Raw genomic sequence first — 23,922 nt, 5'->3', positions numbered from 1 at the left:
TCGCTCCCTTGCCGGCGGAAACGCCGCGCGCGCAGGATCCGGCTCCAGCGCGCGGCGCATCACTCGAGCCGGAACAGGAGACTCTCCGTATGCGCACCCGGTCCCGCTTGGTCGTCAAGTGTCTCGCGCTCGCAGCCGCAGTCGCCTTGCTGCCGACTCTCGTCCCGTCCACGGGCCGATCCGGCGGCCCGTACGTCTCGGCCCTCGACGGCCTGGGTGCGGCGACCGCCGTAGCCGCTACCGTGTGCAACAACAAGGCCTGCACGCAGGCTCCGCGCGGACTGAAGTTCACCTGCGCGACCTCGGCAGGGACGAACTGCAAGGCGGTCAATGGCGGGCGCGACTGCGCGGTCAGCACCTGCTAGAGAAGTCAGCGGGGACCGGCGATGAGGCCGGTCCCCGTCGGTCTCCCTGCGCTTCCCCACTTCGATCCCCGTCACCCCGCCGCGACTGACGATGTCACCTCCCCGGTGTACCCTCTCCGGACGCGTCGTCGCGGCGCCCGGACCCGGCCGCCGGGCCCCGGCGGGCTGGATTTCCAAAACGGCGCGGGGCGATTCACACGCGGGGGGCCGAGGACGAGCGTCGGTCCTGCAGGGACGATCGCCGGGAGAGGGCGGCTGGTCGCGCCGCCCGCGTCGTTTTGTAACCGTCCCGGAACCCGGGCTTCAGGGAGTCGCGAAGCATGTCGATCGTCCTGGACCAGTTGCTGAAGCGGTACGAAGGGCACGCGGTCGTGAACAACGTGTCCCTCGAGATCGCCGACGGAGAGTTCTTCGTCCTGCTCGGCCCGAGCGGCAGCGGCAAGAGCACGCTCCTCCGGATGATCGCCGGCCTGGCCGACGGCGATTCGGGGCGGGTTGTGCTTCACGGACGGGACGTGACCCGCCTGCCGCCGCAGGCGCGCGGCATCGGGCTGGTGTTCCAGAATTACGCCCTGTTCCGCCACATGACCGTGGCGGAGAACATCGAGTTCCCCCTGCGCGTCCGCAAGGTCGCGGCGGCCGACCGCCGGGGCCGGCGTGACGAGCTCCTGGAGCTCGTGGGTCTCGCCGGCCTGGGCCGCCGCTTTCCCGGGCAGCTCTCGGGCGGCCAGCAGCAGCGCGTCGCGCTGGCGCGGGCGCTGGCGCACCGGCCCGAGGTCCTGCTCCTCGACGAGCCGTTCGGGGCGCTGGACGCGCGCATCCGCACGGAGCTGCGCCGGACCGTGCACGACATCCAGCGCGAGCTCAAGATGACCACCCTGTTCGTCACCCACGACCAGGAAGAGGCGTTCGAGCTGGCGGACCGGATGGGTGTGATGAACTTCGGCCGGCTCCTCGAGCTGGGCCGCCCGAACGAGCTGTACCTGCGGCCGCAGACGGAGTTCGTGGCCTCCTTTCTCGGGACGGCCAACCTGATGGTCGGCGAGGTGACGCGCGACGGGGTGCGCCTCGGCCCGGTGCACTTCCCGCTCAGCACGCGCCCCGCGGCGGTCGGTGAGACGCGCCGCGTGCAGGTGCTGTTCCGCCCGGAGGACGTGGCGGTGAAGACGAGCGCCGAGGCGCTCGGCTGGCCGCTCCTCGGACAGGCGGTGGTCGAGGAGAGCGGCTTCAACGGATCGTTCGAGCGTCTGCGCCTGCGGCTGCCGAAGCTGCAGGGGGTCCGGCCGATTGCGCCACCCGCCCCCTTCGGAGGGGACTTCGTGCTGGTCGAAGCCTGGCGGTCGCAGCACCAGGCGCGTCGCTTCCCGCTGCGCGCGGGCGATCCCGCCTGGGTGGGGGTGCGGCGCGTGCACGCCCTGACCCACCCCGGTCTGAGCTTCCTCATGGTCACGGACGGATCACCGGCGTCGCGCGCCACCCTGGAGGTGGGCACGCAGATGGCGCGCCTGGCGCACGCGCGCCTGACGGTCCTGTGCAGCGGTGCGGTCGGGGGACAGAGCGACCCCCTGGTGCAACGGACGCGGGAATGGATCGGCGGCGGCCTGGCGGCGGTCGAGGCGCTGCCGTCCCCCGATCCGCCGGCGATGGCGGTCGCCCTGGAGGCGGCGCGGCAGCACTACGACCTGGTCGTGCACTCGATGCCCGCGCGGGGCCGCGTGGAGTTCTCGGAACGGCTGCTGCAGACGGGCGATCACAACCTGCTCCTCCTGCACGGTTCTCCGCCGATCCCCACACGGGCCCTGATCTGCGTCGCCGTCGGCGAGCCGGCCAAGGAGGACGTCCTGTTCGCGGGGCGTCTGGTGCGCCACCTCGGGGCCGAGGCGAAGATCATCACGGTGCTGGCGGATGACAGGGACCCGCACGCCATCCGTCACGCGGAGCGCTTCCTCGCCGCGGGCACCCGTACCCTGTCGCTCCTGGGGGTCGCCGCGAAGAGCGCCGTCCGCTACGGGTCGGTGCAGAAGGAGATCCTGTCGGAGCTGCAGGAGGGGAACCACGACCTTCTCGTCGTGGGGGCGCCCCTTCAGGTGTGGCGCTCGAGGGTGAACCTGACCGGCGTGATCGGAAGCGTCCTGGAGAGCGCCGGCGAGAAGTCGGTCCTGATCGTGCGCCCCCACCCCCTGGAGTGGTGGCGGTCATGAGACGGACGGTCGTGCACGGCATCGCCCTGGTGTCGATCGCGGCGGGTCTCCTCCTGCCGCCACCCGCGCGGGCCGACGTGACCCTGCTCAACGTCTCCTACGATCCGACGCGCGAGCTGTACCAGGAGATGAACGCCGCGTTCGCCGCCTCTTGGAAGAAGAAGAGCGGGCAGGGCGTCACCGTCAACCAGTCGCACGGCGGCTCCGGCAAGCAGGCGCGCGCCGTCATCGACGGTCTGGAGGCCGACGTCGTGACGCTGGCCCTGGCCTACGACATCGACGCAATTGCGCAGGGCGGTCTTCTGCCGCGCAACTGGCAGACGCGGCTGCCGAACAACAGCGCCCCCTACACCTCGACCATCGTCTTCCTCGTGCGCAAGGGGAACCCGAAGGGGATCAAGGACTGGGACGACCTCATCAGGCCGGGTGTGGCGGTCGTCAGCCCCAACCCGAAGACCTCCGGCGGCGCCCGCTGGAACTACCTGGCGGCCTGGGGATACGCCCTCAAGAAGAATGGCGGCGACGAGGCGAAGGCCAAGGACTTCGTGACGCGTCTGTACAAGAACGTGCCGATCCTGGACACCGGGGCGCGCGGAGCGACCGTTTCCTTCGTCGAGCGCGGCATCGGCGACGTGCTCATCGCCTGGGAGAGCGAGGCGATCCTGGCTGAGCGTGAGCTGGGGAAGGGGAAGTTCGAGATCGTGGCCCCCTCCGTCAGCATCCTGGCCGAGCCCCCAGTCGCCCTCATCGACCGGGTCGCCTCGAAGCACCACACCAAGGACGTCGCCCAGGCCTACCTCGACTACCTGTACACCCCGGAGGGGCAGGAGATCGCGGCGCGACACTACTACCGCCCGCGGCTCCAGGCGACCGCGACGAAGTACGCCGCGCAGTTCCCGAAACTGACGCTGTTCACGATCGACGAGGTCTTCGGCGGCTGGGCCAAGGCGCACAGGACGCATTTCGCCGACGGCGGCCTCTTCGACCAGATCTACCAGCCGGGGAGGTGAGCCGATGGCGGAAGGTCGAGCGCGGCGCGGCGTGGTCCTGCCCGGATTCGGGCTGGCGATGGGCTTCACCCTCGCGTACCTCGGCCTGGTCATCCTGATCCCCCTGGCGACGATCCCGCTCAGGACCGCCACGCTGACCTGGGGACAGTTCTGGGAGACGGTGACTGCGCCGCGGACCCTGGCCGCCTATCGCCTCAGTTTCGGCGCCTCGTTCGCCGCGGCGCTCGTCAACGCCGTGTTCGGCCTGCTCGTCGCCTGGGTCCTCGAGCGGTACGATTTCCCCGGGAAGAGACTCGTCGACGGGCTGGTCGATCTGCCGTTCGCCCTGCCGACCGCGGTGGCGGGGATCGTCCTCACCACCTTCTACGCGGGGAACGGCTGGGTCGGCCAGTATCTTGAGCCGCGCGGGATCAAGGTCGCCTACACGCCGCTGGGCATCGTGGTGGCCCTGACGTTCGTCGGCCTGCCGTTCGTCGTGCGCACCGTGCAGCCGGTCCTGCGCGACCTCGACATCCAGGTCGAGGGGGCCGCGGCCAGCCTGGGCGCCAGCCGCCTGCAGACGTTCGGGCGGGTCATCCTGCCGGAGATCGTGCCGGCCACCCTCACCGGCTCCACCCTGGCCTTCGCCCGCGCGCTCGGGGAGTACGGGTCGGTCATCTTCATCGCGGGCAACATGCCGATGCGCTCCGAGATCACGCCGCTCCTGATCATGATCAAGCTGGAGCAGTTCGACTACGCCGGGGCCACGGCGATCGCCCTGGTGTTCCTCCTGGCCTCGTTCATCCTGCTCTTCCTCGTCAACGTGATGTCGCTCAGGCAGCGGGCGGCGTCGTCCTCCGCCTGAGGATTCACCGTGCGCCCGCGCCATCTCAGCGAGCCGCGCGCCGTGCGCTGGGTCCTCACCGGGACGGCGCTCGCCTTCCTCGTGCTCTTCCTCTTCCTGCCTCTCGTGGTGGTGTTCACGGAGGCGCTGCAGAAGGGTCTCGGCGTCTACGTCGCCGCCATCAGGGAGCCGGTGGCGCTGGCGGCGATCCGGCTGACCCTGCTCGTCACCGTCCTGGTCGTGCCGCTCAACGCCGTCTTCGGCGTTGCGGCGGCCTGGGCGATCGCCAAGTTCGAGTTCCGGGGAAAGAACCTCCTCACCACCCTCATCGACCTGCCGTTCAGCGTGTCGCCGGTCATCTCGGGGATGGTCTTCGTCCTGCTGTTCGGGGCCCAGGGCCTGGCGGGGCCCTGGCTCCTGGCGCGCGGCGTCAAGGTCATCTTCGCACTGCCGGGGATCGTGCTCGCCACCCTGTTCGTGACCTTCCCGCTGGTCGCCCGCGAGCTGATCCCCCTGATGCGATCACAGGGGAACGACGAGGAGGCCGCGGCACTGACGCTCGGCGCCGGCGGCTGGCAGACGTTCTTCCGGATCAGCCTGCCCAAGATCAAGTGGGGTCTTCTGTACGGTGTCGTCCTGTGCGCGGCCCGGGCGACGGGTGAGTTCGGGGCCGTGTCCGTGGTCTCGGGGCACATCCGGGGGGTCACCAACACCATTCCGCTGCACGTCGAGATCCTCTACAACGAGTACCAGTTCGCGGCCGCGTTCGCGGTCGCCTCGCTCCTGACCCTCCTGGCGGTCCTGACCCTTGTGGTCAAGGGGATCATCGAATGGCGCGCGGGCTCGGGGGGGGCGTGAGCGGCGCTGCTATCATGGAGCATGCGGACGAGCCGCTGAACCGATGCGCCGCCTGAGTCTCGGGTCCCTCCTGACCCTGGTCAACGTTGGCCTGGTGACCGCAGCCGTCGTCTGCGTGGTCCTGGCCGCGGCCGGTCTCCTGCGGCGGCTGGCCGACGAGCAGACGCTGGCCCGGGTCGGTCTCGCCGGCTCCACCGCCCTCCGGGCCGTCGAGCGCGCCGGCGGGGATCTGAGCACCTCGGCCCGCCTGCTGGCCGAGCGGCCGGCGCTCTCGCGGTTGATCGAGGGGCGCGACGTGCCGGGCCTGCAGGACCTGCTGGGCCGGGTCCGGCGGACCGGCCGTTTGTCGGGGTGCGCCGTGTTCGTCGACGGCGGCCTGCTGGCGCGCGACGGCGGCGCGATTCCCTGGGACGAGATCGCCCGCGCGCCGCACGACCCGGGTTATCGATTCTTCGCCAGCCCCCGGCCCGGGACGCCGCTCGTCCTGGGCGCCTGGTCCGCCGTGTCGTCGGCGCCGCAGACCGGCGTGGCGGTGGCGCTCGTCCTCGACCGGGAGTTCGCCCAGGTCATCACGCGTCAGGCCGGTCTTCCGGTCGCCATCCTGGACCGCGGCGACGCGCTCCAGGATGCGCCGCAGGCCTCGATCCGATCCCGCGTCCTCGACAGCGAGGAGCCGATCGCCGAGCGCCTCGATGAGGCCGGTCTGTACCTGTCGGTGCAGCCGCTGCGCGCGCCGGGCGGCCAGGTCGCGGGCCTGATCGAGACGAGTCTCCCGTCGGCCGGTGTGCTCCCCTCGCAACGGCGCTTCCTGCGCTCTCTCTTCCTGATCGCCCTGGTCGTGGGCGGCCTGGCCGCCCTGTCCAGCGTCCTGTTCGCCCGGCGCCTGGTGCGGCCGCTCGAGGCCCTCCAGGAGGTCACGGCGCGTATCGGCCTGGGGGATCTGTCGACGCCGGTCCCGCGCCTTCCCGGGGCGGAGATAGGTGCTCTGGCCTCGACCATGGAGGAGATGCGCGGCCACCTCCTGCACCTGACTGCCGAGCTGCGCCAGAGGCAGGCTGAGGCGGAGGCGATCCTCACAGGCATCGTGGAGTCGGTCTTCTCGGTCGACCGCGAGAGACGCATCCGCTACCTGAACCCGCAGGCCGCGGCGTTTCTGGGCGTGCGGCCGGAGGCGGCGATCGGCCGCTTCTGCGGCGACATCCTGAACCCGCAGGGTCCGGAGGGGGTGCGCCCCTGCGAGGAGCGCTGCCCGATCGTGCATGCGCGCTTCCGCGGCAGCGCCCGGGCCACCGAGGACCTGCTGCTCGCCTCGGGAGAGCGCAGGAGCGTCGTGATCACCAGCGCCCCCGCGGGGGACGACGGCAACGGCGACCGGACGGGTGCGCGGGCCCCCTTCGACTCCGCCCGGCAGTTCCAGGTGATGCGCGACGAGACCGAGGTCGAGGCGACGCGCCGCCTGCGCGACACCGTGCTGGCCAACATCACGCACGAGTTCAGGACACCGCTGTCCGCGCAGCTCGCCTCCATCGAGCTCCTGCGCGACCGTCTGGCGGACCTGACGACGGACGAGGCTCGTGATCTCGTCCTGTCCCTCGAGCGCGGCACCCTGCGTCTGACGCAGCTCATCGACAATCTGCTGGAGAGCGTCCGGATCGACGCCGGGCACGACTCGATCCGTCGCCAGCCGGTGGCTCTGGAGGAGGTGGTCGACGAGGCGGTCGATCTCGCCTCCCCCCTCCTCGCCCTGCGGGAGCAGACGCTGAACGTCGACCTGCCGTACCCGCTGCCCGCGGTGAGCGGCGACGCGCCCCGGCTCGTGCAGGTGTTCGTCAACCTGCTCGCGAACGCCAACAAGTTCGCGCCCGCGGGCTCGGCGATCGGCATCGGGGGAGAGACGCGCGGCCGGGAGATCGTGCTGTGGGTCGAGGACGAGGGGCCGGGCCTGCCGCCCGAGGCGGGCGACCGCCTGTTCGAGCGCTTCATGCGGGCCGCCGGCGAGGAGCCGCGGGAGAGCGGCATGGGTCTGGGCCTGTTCATCGTGAAATCGATCGTCGAGAGACACGGCGGACGGGTGGAGGCGGGGGACCGCGGCGGCGCCGCGGGAACGCGCATGTGCGTTATCCTGCCGGCGGGAGGGGGTCGATGAAGGTCCTCGTGGTCGACGACGACCTGGAGCTTCTGCGGCTCATCGCCTTCGCTCTGCGCCAGGCCGGCTACATGGTCCTCGAGGCGCAGGACGGTCCGTCGGGTGCCGCCGCTTTCGAAAGCGAGCGCCCCGACCTGGTGGTGCTCGACGTGAACATGCCGCGCCTGAACGGCTTCGAAGTCCTGAAACGGATCCGCGCCGCCTCGGCCACGACCCCGGTCATGATGCTCACGGTCCGCTCGGCCGAGGAGGACCAGGTGCAGGGGCTCGACCTCGGCGCCGACGATTACCTGGCCAAGCCGTTCAGCCCGCGCACGCTGCTGGCGCGGGTGCGGGCCCTGCTGCGCCGCGCGGGAGTCGACAAGCCCGCGCCGCTTTCGTCCGGCGATCTCGTCCTCGACCTCGAGACCCAGTCTGTGCGGGTGCGCGGCGGTGCGCCGCTGCGGCTGACCAACCTCGAGGCGCGCCTCCTGCAGTTCCTTCTGGCCAACGGCGGCCACACGCTGCCGCTCGAGAGACTGACGTCGCACGTCTGGGGCTACCGCGGGATGGGGGACCGCCAGCTGCTGAAGCAGCTGGTCCACCGCCTGCGCCGGAAGATCGAGGACGATCCGTCCGCGCCGCGCTACCTCGTCACCGTCAGCGGGCTGGGGTACGCCCTCTATCCGTCACCCGAGAAGGCCTGAGCCGATTCGCCCGCCGTCGCCGCCGGCCGCACGCGCGGCTGCAGCGGGTAGTGTCTCGCGCGCCAGGCGTCCAGGCCGCCCAGGAGCGGCCGGACGCGCTTGATGCCGTGCCGGTGCAGGAGGAGCGCCGCCCGGGCGCTCGTCGCCTCGTTCGGTCAGGTGCAGTAGAGGACGATGTCGCGGTCGCGCGGGATTTCCATGTGCCGCGCGTCGAGATCATCGGGCGACAGGTGGAGCGCGCCGGGGATGTGGTGCGGCTCGGAGTCGACGTCGAGGGCGTGGCGAAGGTCGACGATGACGATCTCCTCGCCGCGGTCGAGCCGCTCCTTCAGTTCCTCGGGCGTGATCCGGGCGACCCGCAGGACGCGCAGGAAGCGCCGCCTCTGCCAGAATTTCGTCAGGACGTACGCGGCGAGCGCACCGCCGATGAGGAGGATCGCCCACTCTCCGAGGCGGAGCGCCATCCCGGCCATCCTCTCGAGCTGCGCGCTGAACAGATAGCCGATTCCGGCGAAGGTCCCGGCATACAGAAGGGCTCCCACGCCGGCGAACAGCAGGAACCGGGGGAGGCGCATGCCGAAGATCCCGGCGAGCGGGGGCGCCGCCGTGCTCAGGCCCGGGATGAACTTCGCCACGACGAGCGATCGGACTCCGTAGCGCCCGAACATCTGCTCGGTCTTGCGCACGCACGAATCCGGCTCGAGAGAGATGCGACACAGGAAATTGAGAACCGGCACGCCGCGCCGCCGGCCGAGCTCGTACCACAGCGTGTCAGCCAGAAGCGAGGCCACGACCGACACCAGGAGGATGAGGGAGAGGCTCAGGCGCTGCGATCCGGCCAGGGCACCGGCGGCGAGAAGCAGAGGGATTGCCGGGATGGGCAGGCCGAGCTGCTCCGCCGCCATCCACGCGAACAGGACCGAGTAGCCGTGGCGCAGGATGAAATCGAGGGTCTCGCTCAAGCCAGATCAAACACCAGGACGTCGGCGTAAGGGTACGCGGCGGCCTCGGCGTGCCTCCCGATGGCCCCGGATTTCGGCGGCTCCGCGCCCGCGATCGTCAGTCTGGTCTCGTCGCTCACGGCGGCACCGTCCCCGGCGACCAGCGGCCGGCCATTGAGCATGCCCGCTCCGCGCGCCAGATGCACCCACGCCTGGCGCCCCGGCCCGAGCGCGTGGACGGCGGTCTGCCCCGGGGCGAGCCGGGTCCCGAAGAGCGCCACGTCCTGGTGCAGGCTGACCGAGCCGTCCCGCCCGTCGCGCGACGCCAGGAGGACAAGGCGGCCGCGCCGGCTCTCCTCCGGGATGCTCTTCTGCTCGTACCCCGGCGACAGGCCGCGCGTGTCCGGAATGATCCAGATCTGCAGGAAGTGGACCTCCTCGGTCTTCGAGTGGTTCCACTCGCTGTGCGTGATGCCGGTCCCGGCGCTCATCCGCTGCACGTCGCCGGGCCGGATGACCGACGACGTCCCGGTGCTGTCCTTGTGCTCGAGCGCCCCGTCCAGGACCAGGGAGATGATCTCCATGTCGCGATGGGAGTGGGGCGAGAAACCCCGTCCCGGCTCGACATAGTCGTCGTTGATCACGCGCAGCGTCCGGAACCCCATGTGATCGGCGTCGCCGTAATCGCCGAACGAGAAGGTGTGACTGCTGTCCAACCAGTCGAACTTCGTGCCGCCCCGCTGGTCGTGCGCCCGGATCGCGATCAAGCCGACCTCCCCTCGAACGACAGCCCGGCCTCGGCCCACTCCTGCTTTCCGCCGCCGTAATGTCTCACGTTCGTGTACCCCAGCGCCGCCAGCTCCCGGGCGACGTTCAGAGACGAGTGTCAGGTGGGTCCCGAGCAGTAGACGATGATCTCGGCGTCCTTCTCGGGAAGGACCGCGGGGGCCAGGGCCGCCACCCGGTCGGGCGGGATGTTGACCGCGCCGGGAAGGTGCGCGTCCTCGAACATCATGGGCGACTGGGACTCGACCAGAAAGAATCGCTCCTTGCGATCCATCTTGTTCTTCAGCTCGTCACGCGTCACTTCGAAGTCCATGGAAGATGCCTCCCTTGCCGCGCAACTTTTCGATGCCGCTGCACGACCTTGGGATTCATGATACGGGAAAAGGCAGGGAGGGGTGTCGGGGAGAAGAGCGGGTTCAGTTGCAGTCGCCGGAGGAGGGGACGCCGACCTTGCCGTTGCTCGCCACCGTGTAGATCCCGGGAACACCGCCGACGACCGACCGGACGAGATAGAAGAACGCCTGACCGAACGCCGGATTGACGCTGTCGGGGTAACTGGTCGTGTCGGTCTCGGTGATGTCGTTCGCGACGCAGATGACCGGGCCGAGATCGATAGGGTTCGATTGAGCGACGATCGACTTGACGCTGCCGCGGATCACATCGTAGACGGCGCCCGGGACCATTCCCCAGCGGAACACGTTTCGCTCCCCCCCGAACATCGACACCCACTGCAGCGGGTCGCCCGCCATCGACTGGTTCAGGAGGATGGTCAGCGAGTCGGAGAAGCTGTCGGCGACCGCCAGGTCCGGCTTGCCGTCGCCGTTGAAGTCGCCGGCCCCCAGCGCCACCGGCAGATCCCGCGTCCCGAAGTAGCCGGCGCTCACGAAGCGGCCCGTGCCGTCTCCCAGGAGGAGCGACACGTTGTTGTCGTCGGTATTGGCGACCGCGGCGTCGACCTTGCCGTCCATGTTGAAATCCGCCAGGACCAGCGCGGTGGGGGAGAGCCCGGCCGGGCTTTCGATGGGCGCTCCGCCGGCACCGCCCGGCAGGACGGTGATCGAGTTGGAGCCGCTGTTGGTGACCACGATGTCCGCAATACCGTCACCGGTGACGTCGCCGCTGGCCATCCCGGAGGGCTGCAGGCCGACGGGGACGGAGACGGGGGTGCCGCTCACGCCTCCCGCGCCGTTCGACAGGGCGACCGAAACCGAGCCCAGGGCGCTGAAGCTGATGGCCGCGTCGGCGAAGGCGTCTCCGTTGAAATTTCCGAGGGTCAGGTCGGTCGGGATCCCGCCCAGGGTCGTGCAGACCGACGCGCCGAAGGCGCCGTTGCCGCTCGCTCCGGTTCCGCGCCTCGTGCACAACTGGCTCGTTCCCTCGCAGACCACGGCGAGGTCGGATAGAAGATCACCGGAGATGTCGCCCGTCGCGATCGAGACCGGGCCCGTGCAGCCGGTCGAGAAGTTGTAATTGGCGAATGAAGTGCCGTTTCCCTGGAGGTAAGTCATGTTGTCGGTGCCGTTGTTGGCCGTGACCAGGTCGACGTTGCCGTCGTGATTGTAGTCGGCGGCCACGATGGCCGACGGAGTCGTGCCTGTGCCGACCGGAGATCCAGGCGCCGAGAAGCCCCCCGCCCCGTCGCCGTACACGATGCTGACGTTGCCCGGCGCCTGGTTGGCGGAAGCCAGGTCGGGCCTGCCGTCCCTGTTCAGATCGGCGGCGACGACCCCCTGCGGGTAGGCGCCGCTCGCCAGAGCCACCTTGCTCCCGAGGATGAACGCTCCCGAGCCGGTGTTCAGCAGGATCGACAGCGTGTTCCCGGTCAGGTTGACCGTGACCAGGTCGAGATTGTCGTCCTGGTTGAAATCGCCAAGTGTCGCGGTGTTCGGGACCGGACCGGTGTTGACGAGGGACGGCGCCCCGAACCCGCCCGCGCCGTTGCCGAGCAGGGTCGCCGCCTGACCGACGCCGCTCACCTTGGAGAGGGTCACGAAGAGATCCGGCTTGCCATCCTTGTTGACGTCCGCGAGGACCGTCGCCCGCGGCCCGAAGCCGGGCGACAGCAGCGTCGGGCTCCCGAAGCCGCCGCTGCCGTTGTTGAGGTACACCGCGACCTTGTCGGTGCCGTAGTCGCAGACGACGAGGTCCGCGTCGCCGTCATTGTCCGGATCGCCGGCGGACAGCCCCTGGGGCTGTGTGCCGGTGCCGGTGGCGAGCGTGGTCGTGAGCGTGAACTGTCCGGTCCCGTCGCCGCCCCAGATCTGGATCGATGCGGAGGTGCTGTTGACCACAGCCAGATCGGCCTTGCCGTCCTTGTTGAAGTCGGCCGTGATCACCTGCTTCGGGTAAGTCCCGACGGTATACTGAACAGGGGTGCCGAAGTGTCCCGCCCCGTCACCGGTCATCGTGACCAGCGTATTCAGGGAGGCGGCGATCACGGCGACGTCGATCTTGCCGTCGCCGTTCCAGTCGCCGACGGCCATGCCGGACATGGTGGTCCCGAGGACCTGGCTGCTGATCTTCGCACCGTAGCCGCCGTGACCGTCGTTCAGGTTGACGGTGACCTCCTGGGTGCGCAGGTTCGCGGTGATCAGATCCGGAAGACCGTCGCCGTTGGTGTCCGTGAACGCCACGGCCGACGGAAGCGAGCCGACCGCCAGGCTCTTCACGCGGCGGAAGGTGCCGTCGCCGAACCCCTTCACCAGACCGAGCGAGTCGTCCAGCTGGTCGACGCTGACGATGTCGAGCAGCCCGTCACCGTCGAAATCGATGGCAATTGCCCCGACCGGATGGTTGCCGGTTCCGATGTCCCGGCGCGATTTCAGGGACGACTGGGCGGAGGCAGGGGAGGCGGCCAGGATGAAAAGGAGCAGCGACAGCGCTGCGTTCGACCCCGGACGGGCCCTCGGATGCCCCCAGTGTTCCATCGAGCGGCGCCTTGACCCCAATCGAGTCGAGAGTCGGTGGAGCAGGGCAATTTTCACGATGCGAATGTTGTAGATACCTTAAAACTGTGGATTGTCAAGCAGATATCGGCAGCATGCGGCGGGGCATATCGCAGGGACGCGCGAGTTCGACGGACGGGGAATTTTCCGCGCCGGGTGCGTGAATCCTGAAGGCGGCGCGCACCGTCATTAGCGTCCCATTCCGACACGATTTCGCGGCGGGGCCGAGGAGGAGACGAAAATGAAAGCGACCGGGACGAGACGCGTGCGGTCGATCATCGAACCGCAGCAGGTGCTCGAAGGGGCGGGAGTGCGGCTGAAGCGGAGCATCGCGACGAGAGAGGTCAACTACCTCGACCCGTTCCTGCTCTTCGATGACTTCGGGTCGCACGACACGAGGGACTATGAAGCGGGGTTTCCGCTGCATCCGCACAGAGGGATCGAAACCGTCACGTACATGCTGTCGGGGGCGGTGCGCCACAAGGACACCCTCGGGAACGCCGGCAGCATCGGCGCCGGGGACATCCAGTGGATGACTTCCGGGCGCGGCATCATGCACGAGGAGATGCCACAGGTCCGCCCGGAGGGGATCGCCGGCTTCCAGCTCTGGGTCAACCTTCCGGCCAGGGTCAAGATGACGAGACCGCGCTACCAGGACGTGCGGTCGGACCGCATCCCCGAGATCGAGACACGGGACGGCGCACGGGTCAGGGTGGTCGCCGGCATGGCGGGCGACACGCGCGGAGCCGTGACCGACATCGCCGCCGATCCGACCTATCTCGATGTCCTCGTCCCGCCCAAGAGCACCTACCGCGAGCGGATCGAGCCGGGGCACACGGCGTTTGCCTACGTGTTCCAGGGGACCGCGACCTTCCCCGGCCCAGGCGACGAGACGATCACGGTCCACGAGCCGCGTCTCGTGGTCCTGGACGACGGCGACGAAGTTCGCGTCACGACCGGCACCGAGCCGGCGCGCTTCCTGCTCGTCTCCGGCAAGCCGCTCAACGAGCCGATCGCCCGCTACGGCCCGTTCGTCATGAACACGCGAGCCGAGATCGAGCAGGCGCTGGAGGACCTGAGGCGCGGCACGTTCGTGAAGGAGTGACGGGGCCCGTGAGGACGGGGACCATCAGCAGGGTGACGAAGGGGCGCAGGGCGCCGCCCTCGGCTCAGTAGTGGCTGAACCCGTACTGCCTCGGCCCGCCGATCGAGCGGCCCATCGACAGATAGAAGGCGTCACGCCCGCCGTCGGCGTGGCCGTACGCCAGGTACAGAGGACCGAAGAAGCTGTCCATCCCCAGGACGAGCGTCGAGGTGTAGTGCAGGTCGGAGAAGGAGGCCTCCCGGCTCGAGGCCCAGGCGTTCCCGGCCTCGAGCCACCCGCCGGCGTAGATGCCGCGGCCGATCATGCCGGAGAGCTTCCGGTTGCGCCTGTAATAGCCGAGGCGCGCCACGCCGAAGACCTGACCGTTCAGCTGGCCCTCCTTGAAGCCGGAGAGTGAGAACAGCCCTCCCAGGGGGAACTGATCGTAGAAGGGGATGTCGCTGCCGAGGTTGGTGCCCCCCGCCAGCGTCATGAAGACAGTGTTGCGCCTGCGGCTGAGGACCTGCCCGATCGATCCGGACACGCGATCGTAGGAAACGTCCGAGCCGAGGCTCCTGCGCGCCAGGTAGATGTCGAGCCCCCCGAAGCGGCCCTGGTGGGGGAAGGATGGATTGTCGAGGCGATCGATCACCAGGCGTCCGGCGTAGGCCGCGATCGGGATGTTGAAGCGGGGCAGATCCGATGCGCCGATGCTCGGACGGGCGCGCGCCCGGCCGCGCGCGAGACCGACCTTGGCCTCGCCGTACTTTCCGAGCTGCGCGCCGAAGGCCAGGGCCCCCGACAGGATGCCCGTCCGGTACTCCGCGAACTTCTCGTCTCCGTCGAAGACATCGGTGACATTGCTGGCGTAGTCGATGCTGGGCGAGACGAACCAGACGCCACCGAAATCGAGCGGCTGGTAGAACTCGCTCGACAGGCGGCGCAGCTCGCCGAATTGAAGGTCGCTTCGCCACTCGGCCCCCAGCGCATCGAGGCGGGTGGCGGTCAGGCGCGACACCACCGTGAAATCGGTGTTCCCCTCGAGGTCGTTGCGCAGGTTGACGCCGAAGCGGAGGTAGTCCGGCCCCCACGACTTCTCGCTCGCCCTGAGGACGAGATCGGTCCGGTCGCCGGATCCGACGAGCGCATAATCGATCGTCTCGAAGTCCCCAAGCTCGTACAGGCGCGCCAGGTCGGCCTTCAGGACGTCGAGATCGAGCGGGCCGCCGGGGCGCGTGCGGACGCGCCGCTCGATGATGCGGTGATCGACACGCGTCACCCCCTCGACGCGGACGGCGTCGATGCGGGGCGGCCCCCCCGTCGGGGCGTGCAGACGCTCTAGACGGGCGGCGAACTCCTCCGGAGAGAGGGCGTAGCGGGACAGCTCGCCGAGGTGCGCGCGTGCCGCCGCCTCCCCCAGATCCAGGATCCGCCCGGCCTCGGCATAATCGTTCGAAGTCAGCGACCCGAGCGCGGGCGTGATCTTGATGTCGGCGTGCGGCAGCTGCTCCTCGACGTTCTGACGGGTCAGCATCCCGGTCACCTGGCCCGTGACCTCCGGCAGGGAGCGGATCGAGCCCGCCTCGCGGAGCGGCGTGCTCACGTCCACGGCGATGACGACGTCGGCCCCCATGGCGCGCGCCACGTCCACCGGAAGGTTGCGCACCAGGCCCCCGTCCACCAGGAGCCGGCCCTCGATCTCGATCGGCGCCACGACGCCGGGAATGCTCATGCTGGCCCGCAGCGCCTGCGCCAGGTCGCCGTGATCGAGGACCACCATCTGGCCCCGGTCGATGTCGGTCGCGACCGCCCGGAACGGGATCGGCAGACGGTCGAAGTCATGGATGGCGGCGGCGGGCAGCGCCATCGCCTCCAGGACGAAGCTGATCTTCTGGCCGGAGACCAGTCCGCGCGGCAGGACGAGCTTCCCGCCCTTCAGCCCGACCTCCAGGTCGATGAGGTCCGCGGTCACGTCCTCCTTCCGGCGGTAATACAGGTCGCGCCGCGGCGGCTTGTCGTTGAACAGATCGTTCCAGTCGAGGCGCAGCATCTCCGCTTCGATGTCGCTCGGCCTGATGCCCGCGGCGTACAGCCCGCCGATGATCGACCCCATGCTCGTGCCGGCGATGACGTCGACCGGGATCCGCTGCTCCTCGAGGACCTCGAGGACGCCGATGTGCGCGATGCCGCGCGCGCCGCCGCCGGAGAGTGCGAGGCCTATCTTCGGGCGCGACGGGGGAGTCGCAGCAGGGGACGGGGGCCCCTGCGTCTGATCCGCCGGCGGACCGCCGGCGACGGCGAAGTGCGCCGGCCCGAACAGGCCGGCCGCGAGGACGGCGGCGAGCCGGGCGCGCCCCCGGGCGGGGGGCGCGCTCAAGGCGCGGCCGCGGGCGGCGCCGTCGTGGTCAGCGTGACCGGCACGCCGCCGCGCAGCACCATCACCGTGACCGGGTCGCCCGGGTTCAGGCTGGTGATCTTCTGCCGGACGATCGTCAGGCTGTTCGGCCCCGACAGGGGAATCCCGAGAATGGCCAGGATGATGTCCCCCCCGACGATCAGGTCCTCCTCGCCGATCGTGGCCTTGATCGATCCCGCCTTCAGGCCGAGGCGATCGGCGGGGGAGCCGGCGGCCACGCGCTGCACCAAGAGGCCGATTCCCGGAGGCGGAATGTTGAACACCTGCGCCAGGTCGCCCGAGAGCATGTAGCCCGAGACACCGCTCCAGAACGATTTCTGCTCCAAGAGCTGGCGCGCCACCTTGGAGGTGACCGCGAACCCGAGCCCTTCCGAGCCGCCCGAGTGGGACAGGATGTAGGAGACGATGCCGATGACCTCCCCCTGCATGTTGAACATCGGCCCGCCGGAGTTCCCCTGGTTGATCGCCGCGTCGGTCTGGAAGAACTCCGCCCGTGACATGCCGCTGAACGTCGCGTTCGGCTTGCGGCGCGCGCTGATATACCCGACCGTCAGGGTATGGCTGACGCCCAGGGGGGCGCCCACCACGAACACCGACTCGCCGACCTCGACCGCGTCCGAGTCGCCGAGCCTGGCCACGAACGGCGACTTGGGAGGCTTTTCGAGCTGCAGGAGAGCGACGTCGGCCGACGGCTCGGACGACAGGACCCTGGCCTTGAGCGACTCGCCGGTCAGGAACTGCACCTCGATCGCGTCGGCGGTCTGCACCACGTGCGCCGCGGTCAGCACCTTGCCGTCCGGGGAGATCAGCACGCCGGAGCCGAGGCCGGCGATGCTGACCGGCTGCCCCTGTGGCACCGTCGGCAGGCCGGTCTCCTGCGTGTGGATCTCCACGACCGCCGGGTCCACCCGCCTGAAGACCTCGGACAGCGCCTGCGTCGCGGCGCGGGCAGGCGGCGCTCCGGCGCATATCAAGATGATGGAGAGGAGAACGGCGGTGCGTGACCTCATCATGGAACCCTCCGGGATCGCGGACTCGGGCGGGGGGAGTATGGCGGAGAGGGTGGGATTCGAACCCACGGTGAGGTTTCCCCCACACACGCTTTCCAAGCGTGCTCCTTCAGCCACTCGGACACCTCTCCGCGGGAAGCGTGTGCTCAGGCTGACGGAATCGGGCCGGATGATAGACCGCCCGAGGGGCGGAGTCAACGCGACATCCGGCGAATTTCCTGAGCCTCCTGAGGTCATGACCCCATTGCCCGGCCGCCGCCGAGGTCCTATAAGAGGTTCCTATGTCGGCGGACAGAACGGCCAGGATCTCCTCACGAAACCTCACCGATCTGCTACTCGTGGCGCCCGCCGGCCACCACATGGCGCAACTGCACAAGGATCGGCAGACTCTTATGGAATCGGTCTGTGAGTTCGCCTCTTCGGGGCTGCGCCGGGGTGACTCAGTCATCATGATCGCGGCGGCCTTCCACACGGAGCGCTACCTGCACTCTCTGAAGGAGCGCGGTCTGGACACGCGCGAGCTGAAGGAGTCGGGGCAACTGGTCGTGCGGGATTCGCAGGAGCTGCTGGGCCGGTTCATGCGGGACGGCATGCCCCGGCGCGACGACCTCCAGGCGACGCTCGGTCCCGCCATCGAGGCCGCCCAGGCCGGCGGCTGGAGCGGGATGCGCGTCTACGGCGAGATGGTGAGCGACCTGTGGCGCTCCCGTAACACGGCGGCGTCCATCCAGTTGGAGACGTACTTGAATGATCTTGCGCGACTGTACCGGTTCTGCCTCCTGTGCTGCTACGAGCTGGGGGACGCCGACATGACCTCCTACGCCCGCGTCTCCCAGGTGGTCGGCCGGACCCATTCCGATCTCCTCCCGGCCGCCTGCTAGACCTTCCTCAGGACGAGCCACGTCTGGAGCAGGCTGATTTGGCCTTTGCCGGGGGGGCCGGACTGCGCTAAGTTATTCTCATCCGGCTGAATCCGGGCCGCCGCCAGGGGCATCAGAATGGCGTCGCACTCCCAAGGAGGACAGCCGTCATGACCGCACTGAACTCATTGAGGATCGTGGCGTCCATCTTCGTCGTCACGGTCCTTTTTGCCTGTGCCGCCTGCTCGGGCGGCGGGGTGGCCGCGGCCGGTCAGCCGGCCGGAGCGCCTCCCCGATGGGAAGGAGACGCCATGAAGGACTACACCAAGCCCTCCGACGACGAGCTCAAGAAGCGCCTGACCCCGGACCAGTACAAGGTGACCCAGAAGGAGGGGACCGAGCCGGCCTTCCGGAACGAGTACTGGGACAATCACCAGGCCGGCATCTACGTGGACGTCGTGTCCGGCGAGCCGCTGTTCTCCTCGCTCGACAAGTTCGACTCGGGGACCGGCTGGCCCAGCTTCACGCGCCCTCTCGATCCGGCGAACGTGATGACGAAGACCGACCGGACGTTCTGGATGAGCCGCACCGAGGTGCGCTCGAAGCACGCCGGCTCGCACCTGGGACACGTGTTCGACGACGGTCCCGCCCCGACCGGCCAGCGCTTCTGCATGAACTCGGCGTCGCTGCGCTTCGTGCCGGTCGAGAAGCTCGAGGAGGAAGGGTACGGCCAGTACCTGCCGCTGTTCGGGAAGCCCGCGCCGGCGGGCGATGCGGCGAAGCCGGCCGGCGCCGTCAAGCCCGCCGCCTCGAAAACGTCCACCGGCCGGAGCGAGGTGGCCGTGCTCGCCGGCGGCTGCTTCTGGGGAATGGAGGAGATCCTGCGCGGCATCCCGGGTGTCGTCGAGACGATCGCCGGCTACACCGGAGGCACGACCCCGAACGCCACGTACGAGGACGTCCACACCGGCAGGACCGGCCACGCCGAGTCGGTGCGCATCGTCTTCGATCCGGACAAGCTGTCCTACGAGGACTTGCTCGGGTGGTTCTTCCGCATGCACGACCCGACGACCCCGAACCGCCAGGGGAACGACGTCGGCACCCAGTACCGCTCGGCCATCTTCTACGAGAACGACGAGCAGAAGCGCATCGCCGAGAAGGTCAAGGCGCGCGTCGACGCCTCGGGGAAGTGGAAACGCCCGATCACGACCGAGATCGTCGCGGCCACCGAGTTCTGGCCGGCCGAGGACTACCACCAGAACTATCTCCAGAAGCACCCCGGCGGGTACACCTGTCACTACCTCCGCGACTGACGAGCGGGTTCCTCGACGGAAGGGGGGCGAGATGAAAAACTTCAGCGCCGGGAGGTCGCGCCGGTCAACGGGTTTCGCGCCGCCTCTCTCGACGTTCTCCGCCGAACGCTCGCCGGTCGGCGGCTTGCCGGAAGGCGGTTTCCAGCGCACACGATTTCCACAGGCTCGCCCACAGACTAAACGCTAGAAAGCTCAGGATGTTGTGTCACGCCTGTGGACGGCCCCCAACATTTTGTGTTCGCCCCTTGACACGTCCCCGGTCGGTGGATATTCTCCGAGCATCGCGGCCGAGGCGCGTTTCGTCACCGCGAGCGTGAGTGCTGGACCCTCGGTCGGAGGTCGCGCGACCCCATCTATGAGACGGTGGCCGTGCTTTTCCCGGGAAGTCAGACGCCCCGGGCGGGGTCGTTTCGTCGTGAAAATCGGTATGCCGTGGCAGGGCGAGGGTAGTCCAAACGTCGGTCGGAAGCCATTCAGGATGGCCCGACCTTTTCGGGGGTATCGATGAAGAAGGAATCCGAGCTCAAGGAGCGGAGACCCGATTCAACTTCACGGACCGACCGCAAGGCCGAGGTCCGCACCTCGACCGGTTACCAGGGAGCGCTGACGCTCAGGAAAGCGGCCGAGGGCCTGACGATTGAGCGGTACTTCACCCGCCCCGGGGTCGACCCGTTCGACGAGGTCGAATGGGACATCCGCCCCGCCGTCATCGGCAGCGAGAAGGGTGAGATCGTCTTCGAGCAGAAGGACGTCGAGGTCCCCAAGTTCTGGTCGCAGACCGCCACCAACGTGGTCGCGTCGAAATATTTCCGCGGCACCCTCGGCACCCCCGAACGGGAGCGAAGCGTCAAGCAGCTCATCGGCCGCGTCGTGCGTACGATAGGCGGCTGGGGCCGCGCCCAGGGATACTTCAACACCGAGGCGGACGCGCAGACATTCGAGGCCGAGCTGAAGCACCTGCTCGTCTACCAGAAAATGTCGTTCAACTCGCCGGTGTGGTTCAACGTCGGGATCGAGCCGAAGCCGCAGTGCTCGGCGTGCTTCATCAACTCGGTCGAGGACACGATGGACTCCATCCTCTCCCTGGCCAAGACCGAGGGGATGCTGTTCAAGTACGGCTCCGGCACCGGCTCGAACCTGTCCCCCATCCGCTCCTCCAAGGAGCTTCTGGCCGGCGGCGGGACCGCCTCCGGTCCCGTATCCTTCATGAAGGGGTACGACGCCTTCGCCGGCGTCATCAAGAGCGGGGGCAAGACGCGGCGCGCCGCCAAGATGGTGATCCTCAACATCGGTCACCCCGACATCGTCGAGTTCATCAAGTGCAAGCAGGAGGAGGAGAAGAAGGCCTGGGCGCTGATCGACGCGGGCTACTCGTCGGCCCTCGACGGCCCCGCCTATTCGTCCGTCTTCTTCCAGAACTCCAACAACTCGGTCCGCGTCACCGACGACTTCATGAAGGCGATCGAGAACGGCGCCGACTGGGACACGAAGCGGGTCCTGGGCGGCCAGCCGTTCGAGACGTTCAAGGCGCGCGATCTCATGAAGATGATCAGCGAAGCAGCCTGGGCCTGCGGCGATCCCGGGATGCAGTTCGACACCACGATCAACGACTGGCATCCGTGCCCGGACAGCGGCCGGATCAACGCCAGCAACCCGTGCGTCACCGGTGACACGCGCGTCGCCACCGAAGAAGGGCTCGTTCCGATCAAGGACCTGGTCGGACGGAAGATGGTCAGGATCGTCACCGAATACGGTGAGCTGGCCCCCGTCACCGAGATTTTCCGCACCGGGGTCAAAGAGACGTTTCTGCTGAAGACGAAGCACGGATTCACGCTCAAGGTCACCAAGGATCACCCGATCTCCACGACCAATCGCGGCGACGTACCGGCCGGCGAGTTGAACGAAGGAGACCAGCTCATCCTGGTGCCCGGACACTTCGGCAAGGGGCACCTGCCCTCGAAGATGGCCGAGTTCATCGGGATGACTGTCGGCGACGTCTGCAAGAGCGGCGATCAGGGCCAGATCTTCCTCACTCTGGGCCACGCCGAGCAGCACATCCTCGAGGAATACGTCGATTACCTGAACTCCGTGAAGCCGGATCGCAAGATTGAGGGGGTGACGCGAACCGATACGGGTGTGCGTCTCGCCACCTCCGCGACCGAGATCACATCCGTTGTCAGTCAATACGCCGTCCTCGATCAGGGGTCGGCCAGGAAAGCGTTTCTGGATGCCGCCTTCCGGCTCGATCGCGAAAGCTCGGCCTCGCTCCTGCGCGGTCTGTTCACCACAGACGGCACGGTCGGTTTCACCGAGGACAAGAACGCCTATGTGTCGCTCGATTCGACCAGCCTGGGCCTCCTGCAGCAGGTGCAGCAGATCCTTCTGTGCTTCGGGATCAAGGGGAAGATCTACGAGAACCGCCGGAACGGCAAAACGACCGCCGAAATGCCCGACGTCCAGGAAATGCACTCGCTCCGGATCAGCCGCAATTCTCGCATCCTCTTCGAGCGCTGGATCGGGTTCCATCCTGGGAGCGACAAGGCGTCCAGGCTGCGCGACCTGAATGCCAGCGTCGCGGCCTACTGGGATCCGCCGAGCGATGGCTTCGAGTCGTTGACCCCCCTCGGAAGCGAGGAAGTCTTCGATCTGATGGAACCTCGCGACCATCACTTCGTCGCGGGTGGGATCCTCGTTCACAACTGCTCCGAATACATGTTCCTCGACGACACGGCCTGCAACCTGGCGTCGCTCAACTTGATCAAGCTGTGCAACGACCAGGGAGAGCTCGACGTCGAGGCGTACAGGAAGGCGATCGACACGACGATCCTGGCGCAGGAGATCGTCGTCGACAACGCCTCGTACCCGACGCAGAGGATCGCCGACAACTCGCACAGCTTCCGGCCGCTCGGCCTGGGGTACGCCAACGTCGGGGCGCTCCTGATGAGCCGCGGCCTGGCGTACGACTCGGACACGGGGCGCGACTACGCCGCCGCCATCACGGCCGTGCTCACCGGCGAGGCGTACGCCGAGTCGGCGCGCATCGCAGAGGTGATGGGGCCGTTCAACGGCTACGAGAAGAATCGCGAGCCGTTCCTCAGCGTCATCAAGAAGCACGGTTCGCACGTCGCCAAGATCGACTCGGCGCACGTGCCGCTCGACCTGTACAACGCCGCGCGCGAGTGCTGGGATGAGGCGTACGAGCTGGCGGCGAAGAACGGCATCCGCAACGCCCAGGCGACGGTCATCGCCCCGACCGGCACGATCGCCTTCATGATGGACTGCGACACCACCGGCATCGAGCCGGACATCGCGCTCATCAAGTACAAGAAGCTGGTGGGCGGCGGCATGCTCAAGATCGTCAACCAGACCGTGCCGAGAGCGCTCAAGCGCCTCGGGTACTCCGAGCAGCACGTCAAGGAGATCATGGAGTACGTGGATGAGAACGAGACGATCGAGGGGGCGCCGCACCTGAAGGACCAGCACCTGCCGGTCTTCGACTGCGCCTTCCGGCCGCTCCGCGGCAGCCGCAGCATCCAGTACATGGGACATATAAGAATGATGGGGGCCGTCCAGCCGTTCATCTCGGGTGCCATCTCCAAGACCGTCAACGTCCCTTCCGACGTCACGGTGGAGGAGATTGCCGAGGCGTATCTGCAGTCCTGGCGGCTCGGCCTGAAGGCGGTCGCCATCTACCGCGACGGCTGCAAGCGCAGCCAGCCGCTCTCGACCAGCAAGGACCAGACCAAGGTGAAGGTCGAGGCGGCCCCCGGAGTCGGTATCGTCGTCGAAGGGCAGCCGCGCGCCGTGCGCCGCCGACTCCCCGACGAGCGCCGCGCCATCACCCACAAGTTCTCCATAGCGGGGCACGACGGCTACGTCACCGTCGGCATGTACGAGGACGGCCAGCCCGGCGAGATCTTCCTGGTGATGGCCAAGGAGGGAAGCGTCGTCTCCGGCCTGATGGACTGCTTCGCCACCGCCGTATCGATGGCCCTGCAGTACGGCGTGCCGCTCCAGGTCCTGGTGGACAAGTTCAGCCACGTCCGCTTCGAGCCGTCGGGATTCACCAACAACCCCGAGATCCCGATCGCCAAGTCGATCGTGGACTACATCTTCCGATGGCTGGCGTCGAAGTTCCTGGCGAAGGATCAGCAGAGGGCGATCGGCGTGCACGTGAAGGAAGACGCCGAGTCCCCGGCTGGACCTGCCTCGACCGCGGGAGAGCCCACGCGCCCTGGCGGCCCCATGCCGATCAGCCTCGTACCCGGCCCCGCCACCACGACCACCGGTCGCGGCCCGAGCGGACCCTCATCCGTAGGGGCCGCCGTCTCCGACCCCGCGCGCCCGATGTTCGCCTTCAGACCCGACGAGGACGCCCCGCCCTGTCCCGACTGCGGCAGCATCATGGTCAGGAACGCGGCGTGCTACAAGTGTCTCAACTGCGGCGCGACGAGCGGGTGCTCGTAGGGGAGAATTCA

Annotated in this window: 17 protein-coding genes and 1 tRNA gene; 11 read left to right on the top strand and 7 right to left on the bottom strand. The window is 68.5% G+C overall.

Annotated elements, in window-relative coordinates; all coding sequences use genetic code 11:
* Positions 1 to 89 precede the first annotated feature (89 nt).
* The 7 genes from VEW47_09150 (at position 90) to VEW47_09120 (ending at position 8,089) form a co-directional block, all read left to right on the top strand.
* Positions 90 to 365 carry a hypothetical protein gene (locus VEW47_09150; GenBank protein HYS05345.1) on the top strand — a complete coding sequence of 92 codons (276 nt, stop codon included), beginning with the start codon at positions 90 to 92 and terminating at the stop codon, positions 363 to 365.
* A gap of 320 nt (positions 366 to 685) precedes the next feature.
* Positions 686 to 2,566, top strand: a complete 1,881-nt coding sequence (locus VEW47_09145) for an ATP-binding cassette domain-containing protein (GenBank protein HYS05344.1) — start codon at positions 686 to 688, stop codon at positions 2,564 to 2,566.
* The gene (locus VEW47_09140; GenBank protein ID HYS05343.1) at positions 2,563 to 3,576 is read left to right on the top strand and encodes a sulfate ABC transporter substrate-binding protein; all 1,014 of its coding nucleotides are present in this window, start codon (positions 2,563 to 2,565) and stop codon (positions 3,574 to 3,576) included. The genes VEW47_09145 and VEW47_09140 overlap by 4 nt, the downstream gene beginning before the upstream one ends.
* Before the next feature lie 4 nt (positions 3,577 to 3,580).
* Positions 3,581 to 4,420: a sulfate ABC transporter permease subunit CysT gene (gene cysT / locus VEW47_09135; GenBank protein ID HYS05342.1), complete on the top strand. Its 840-nt coding sequence runs from the start codon at positions 3,581 to 3,583 to the stop codon at positions 4,418 to 4,420.
* Between the two features lie 9 nt (positions 4,421 to 4,429).
* Positions 4,430 to 5,257: a sulfate ABC transporter permease subunit CysW gene (gene cysW, locus VEW47_09130; GenBank protein HYS05341.1), complete on the top strand. Its 828-nt coding sequence runs from the start codon at positions 4,430 to 4,432 to the stop codon at positions 5,255 to 5,257.
* A gap of 43 nt (positions 5,258 to 5,300) precedes the next feature.
* Positions 5,301 to 7,403, top strand: coding sequence for an ATP-binding protein (locus VEW47_09125; GenBank protein HYS05340.1), 2,103 nt, complete (start codon positions 5,301 to 5,303; stop codon positions 7,401 to 7,403).
* Positions 7,400 to 8,089, top strand: a complete 690-nt coding sequence (locus tag VEW47_09120) for a response regulator transcription factor (GenBank protein ID HYS05339.1) — start codon at positions 7,400 to 7,402, stop codon at positions 8,087 to 8,089. Before VEW47_09125 ends, VEW47_09120 begins: the two co-directional genes overlap by 4 nt.
* Before the next feature lie 155 nt (positions 8,090 to 8,244).
* Here the strand turns inward: VEW47_09120 and VEW47_09115 are convergent, their stop codons facing one another.
* The 4 genes from VEW47_09115 to VEW47_09100 all read right to left on the bottom strand — a co-directional run bounded on the left by VEW47_09115 (position 8,245) and on the right by VEW47_09100 (position 12,743).
* Positions 8,245 to 9,051, bottom strand: a complete 807-nt coding sequence (locus VEW47_09115; protein HYS05338.1) for a VTT domain-containing protein — start codon at positions 9,049 to 9,051, stop codon at positions 8,245 to 8,247.
* Complete coding sequence (locus VEW47_09110) at positions 9,048 to 9,797, bottom strand: pirin family protein (GenBank protein ID HYS05337.1); 750 nt, start codon at positions 9,795 to 9,797, stop codon at positions 9,048 to 9,050. The genes VEW47_09115 and VEW47_09110 overlap by 4 nt, the downstream gene beginning before the upstream one ends.
* A gap of 119 nt (positions 9,798 to 9,916) precedes the next feature.
* On the bottom strand, positions 9,917 to 10,129 hold the full coding sequence (locus VEW47_09105) for a rhodanese-like domain-containing protein (GenBank protein HYS05336.1): 213 nt from the start codon (positions 10,127 to 10,129) through the stop codon (positions 9,917 to 9,919).
* A 103-nt stretch (positions 10,130 to 10,232) separates the two neighbouring features.
* A complete protein-coding gene (locus VEW47_09100; protein HYS05335.1) occupies positions 10,233 to 12,743 on the bottom strand; it encodes a VCBS repeat-containing protein in 2,511 nt (836 codons plus the stop codon).
* A gap of 259 nt (positions 12,744 to 13,002) precedes the next feature.
* Here VEW47_09100 and VEW47_09095 point away from each other — a divergent pair, with 259 nt between their 5' ends.
* Positions 13,003 to 13,866: a pirin family protein gene (locus tag VEW47_09095; protein HYS05334.1), complete on the top strand. Its 864-nt coding sequence runs from the start codon at positions 13,003 to 13,005 to the stop codon at positions 13,864 to 13,866.
* A gap of 64 nt (positions 13,867 to 13,930) precedes the next feature.
* Here VEW47_09095 and VEW47_09090 read toward each other — a convergent pair whose 3' ends face one another.
* From VEW47_09090 to VEW47_09080, 3 genes are all read right to left on the bottom strand, one after another.
* A complete protein-coding gene (locus VEW47_09090) occupies positions 13,931 to 16,222 on the bottom strand; it encodes a patatin-like phospholipase family protein (protein ID HYS05333.1) in 2,292 nt (763 codons plus the stop codon).
* Complete coding sequence (locus VEW47_09085) at positions 16,219 to 17,274, bottom strand: trypsin-like peptidase domain-containing protein (GenBank protein HYS05332.1); 1,056 nt, start codon at positions 17,272 to 17,274, stop codon at positions 16,219 to 16,221. The genes VEW47_09090 and VEW47_09085 overlap by 4 nt, the downstream gene beginning before the upstream one ends.
* A gap of 38 nt (positions 17,275 to 17,312) precedes the next feature.
* Positions 17,313 to 17,402, bottom strand: a tRNA-Ser gene (locus VEW47_09080).
* Positions 17,403 to 17,552: 150 nt separating this feature from the next.
* Here VEW47_09080 and VEW47_09075 point away from each other — a divergent pair.
* The 3 genes from VEW47_09075 (at position 17,553) to VEW47_09065 (ending at position 23,911) form a co-directional block, all read left to right on the top strand.
* The gene (locus tag VEW47_09075) at positions 17,553 to 18,152 is read left to right on the top strand and encodes an MEDS domain-containing protein (GenBank protein ID HYS05331.1); all 600 of its coding nucleotides are present in this window, start codon (positions 17,553 to 17,555) and stop codon (positions 18,150 to 18,152) included.
* Positions 18,153 to 18,442: 290 nt separating this feature from the next.
* On the top strand, positions 18,443 to 19,444 hold the full coding sequence (locus VEW47_09070; protein ID HYS05330.1) for a bifunctional methionine sulfoxide reductase B/A protein: 1,002 nt from the start codon (positions 18,443 to 18,445) through the stop codon (positions 19,442 to 19,444).
* A gap of 504 nt (positions 19,445 to 19,948) precedes the next feature.
* Positions 19,949 to 23,911, top strand: coding sequence for an LAGLIDADG family homing endonuclease (locus tag VEW47_09065; GenBank protein HYS05329.1), 3,963 nt, complete (start codon positions 19,949 to 19,951; stop codon positions 23,909 to 23,911).
* The last annotated feature ends 11 nt before the right edge of the window (positions 23,912 to 23,922 follow it).

This window comes from Candidatus Dormiibacterota bacterium (assembly GCA_035635555.1).
Lineage (GTDB): Bacteria > Acidobacteriota > Polarisedimenticolia > Gp22-AA2 > Gp22-AA2 > Gp22-AA3.
Note: the sequence above shows the minus strand (reverse complement) of the source record. Positions and strands in the feature narration are given on the sequence as shown.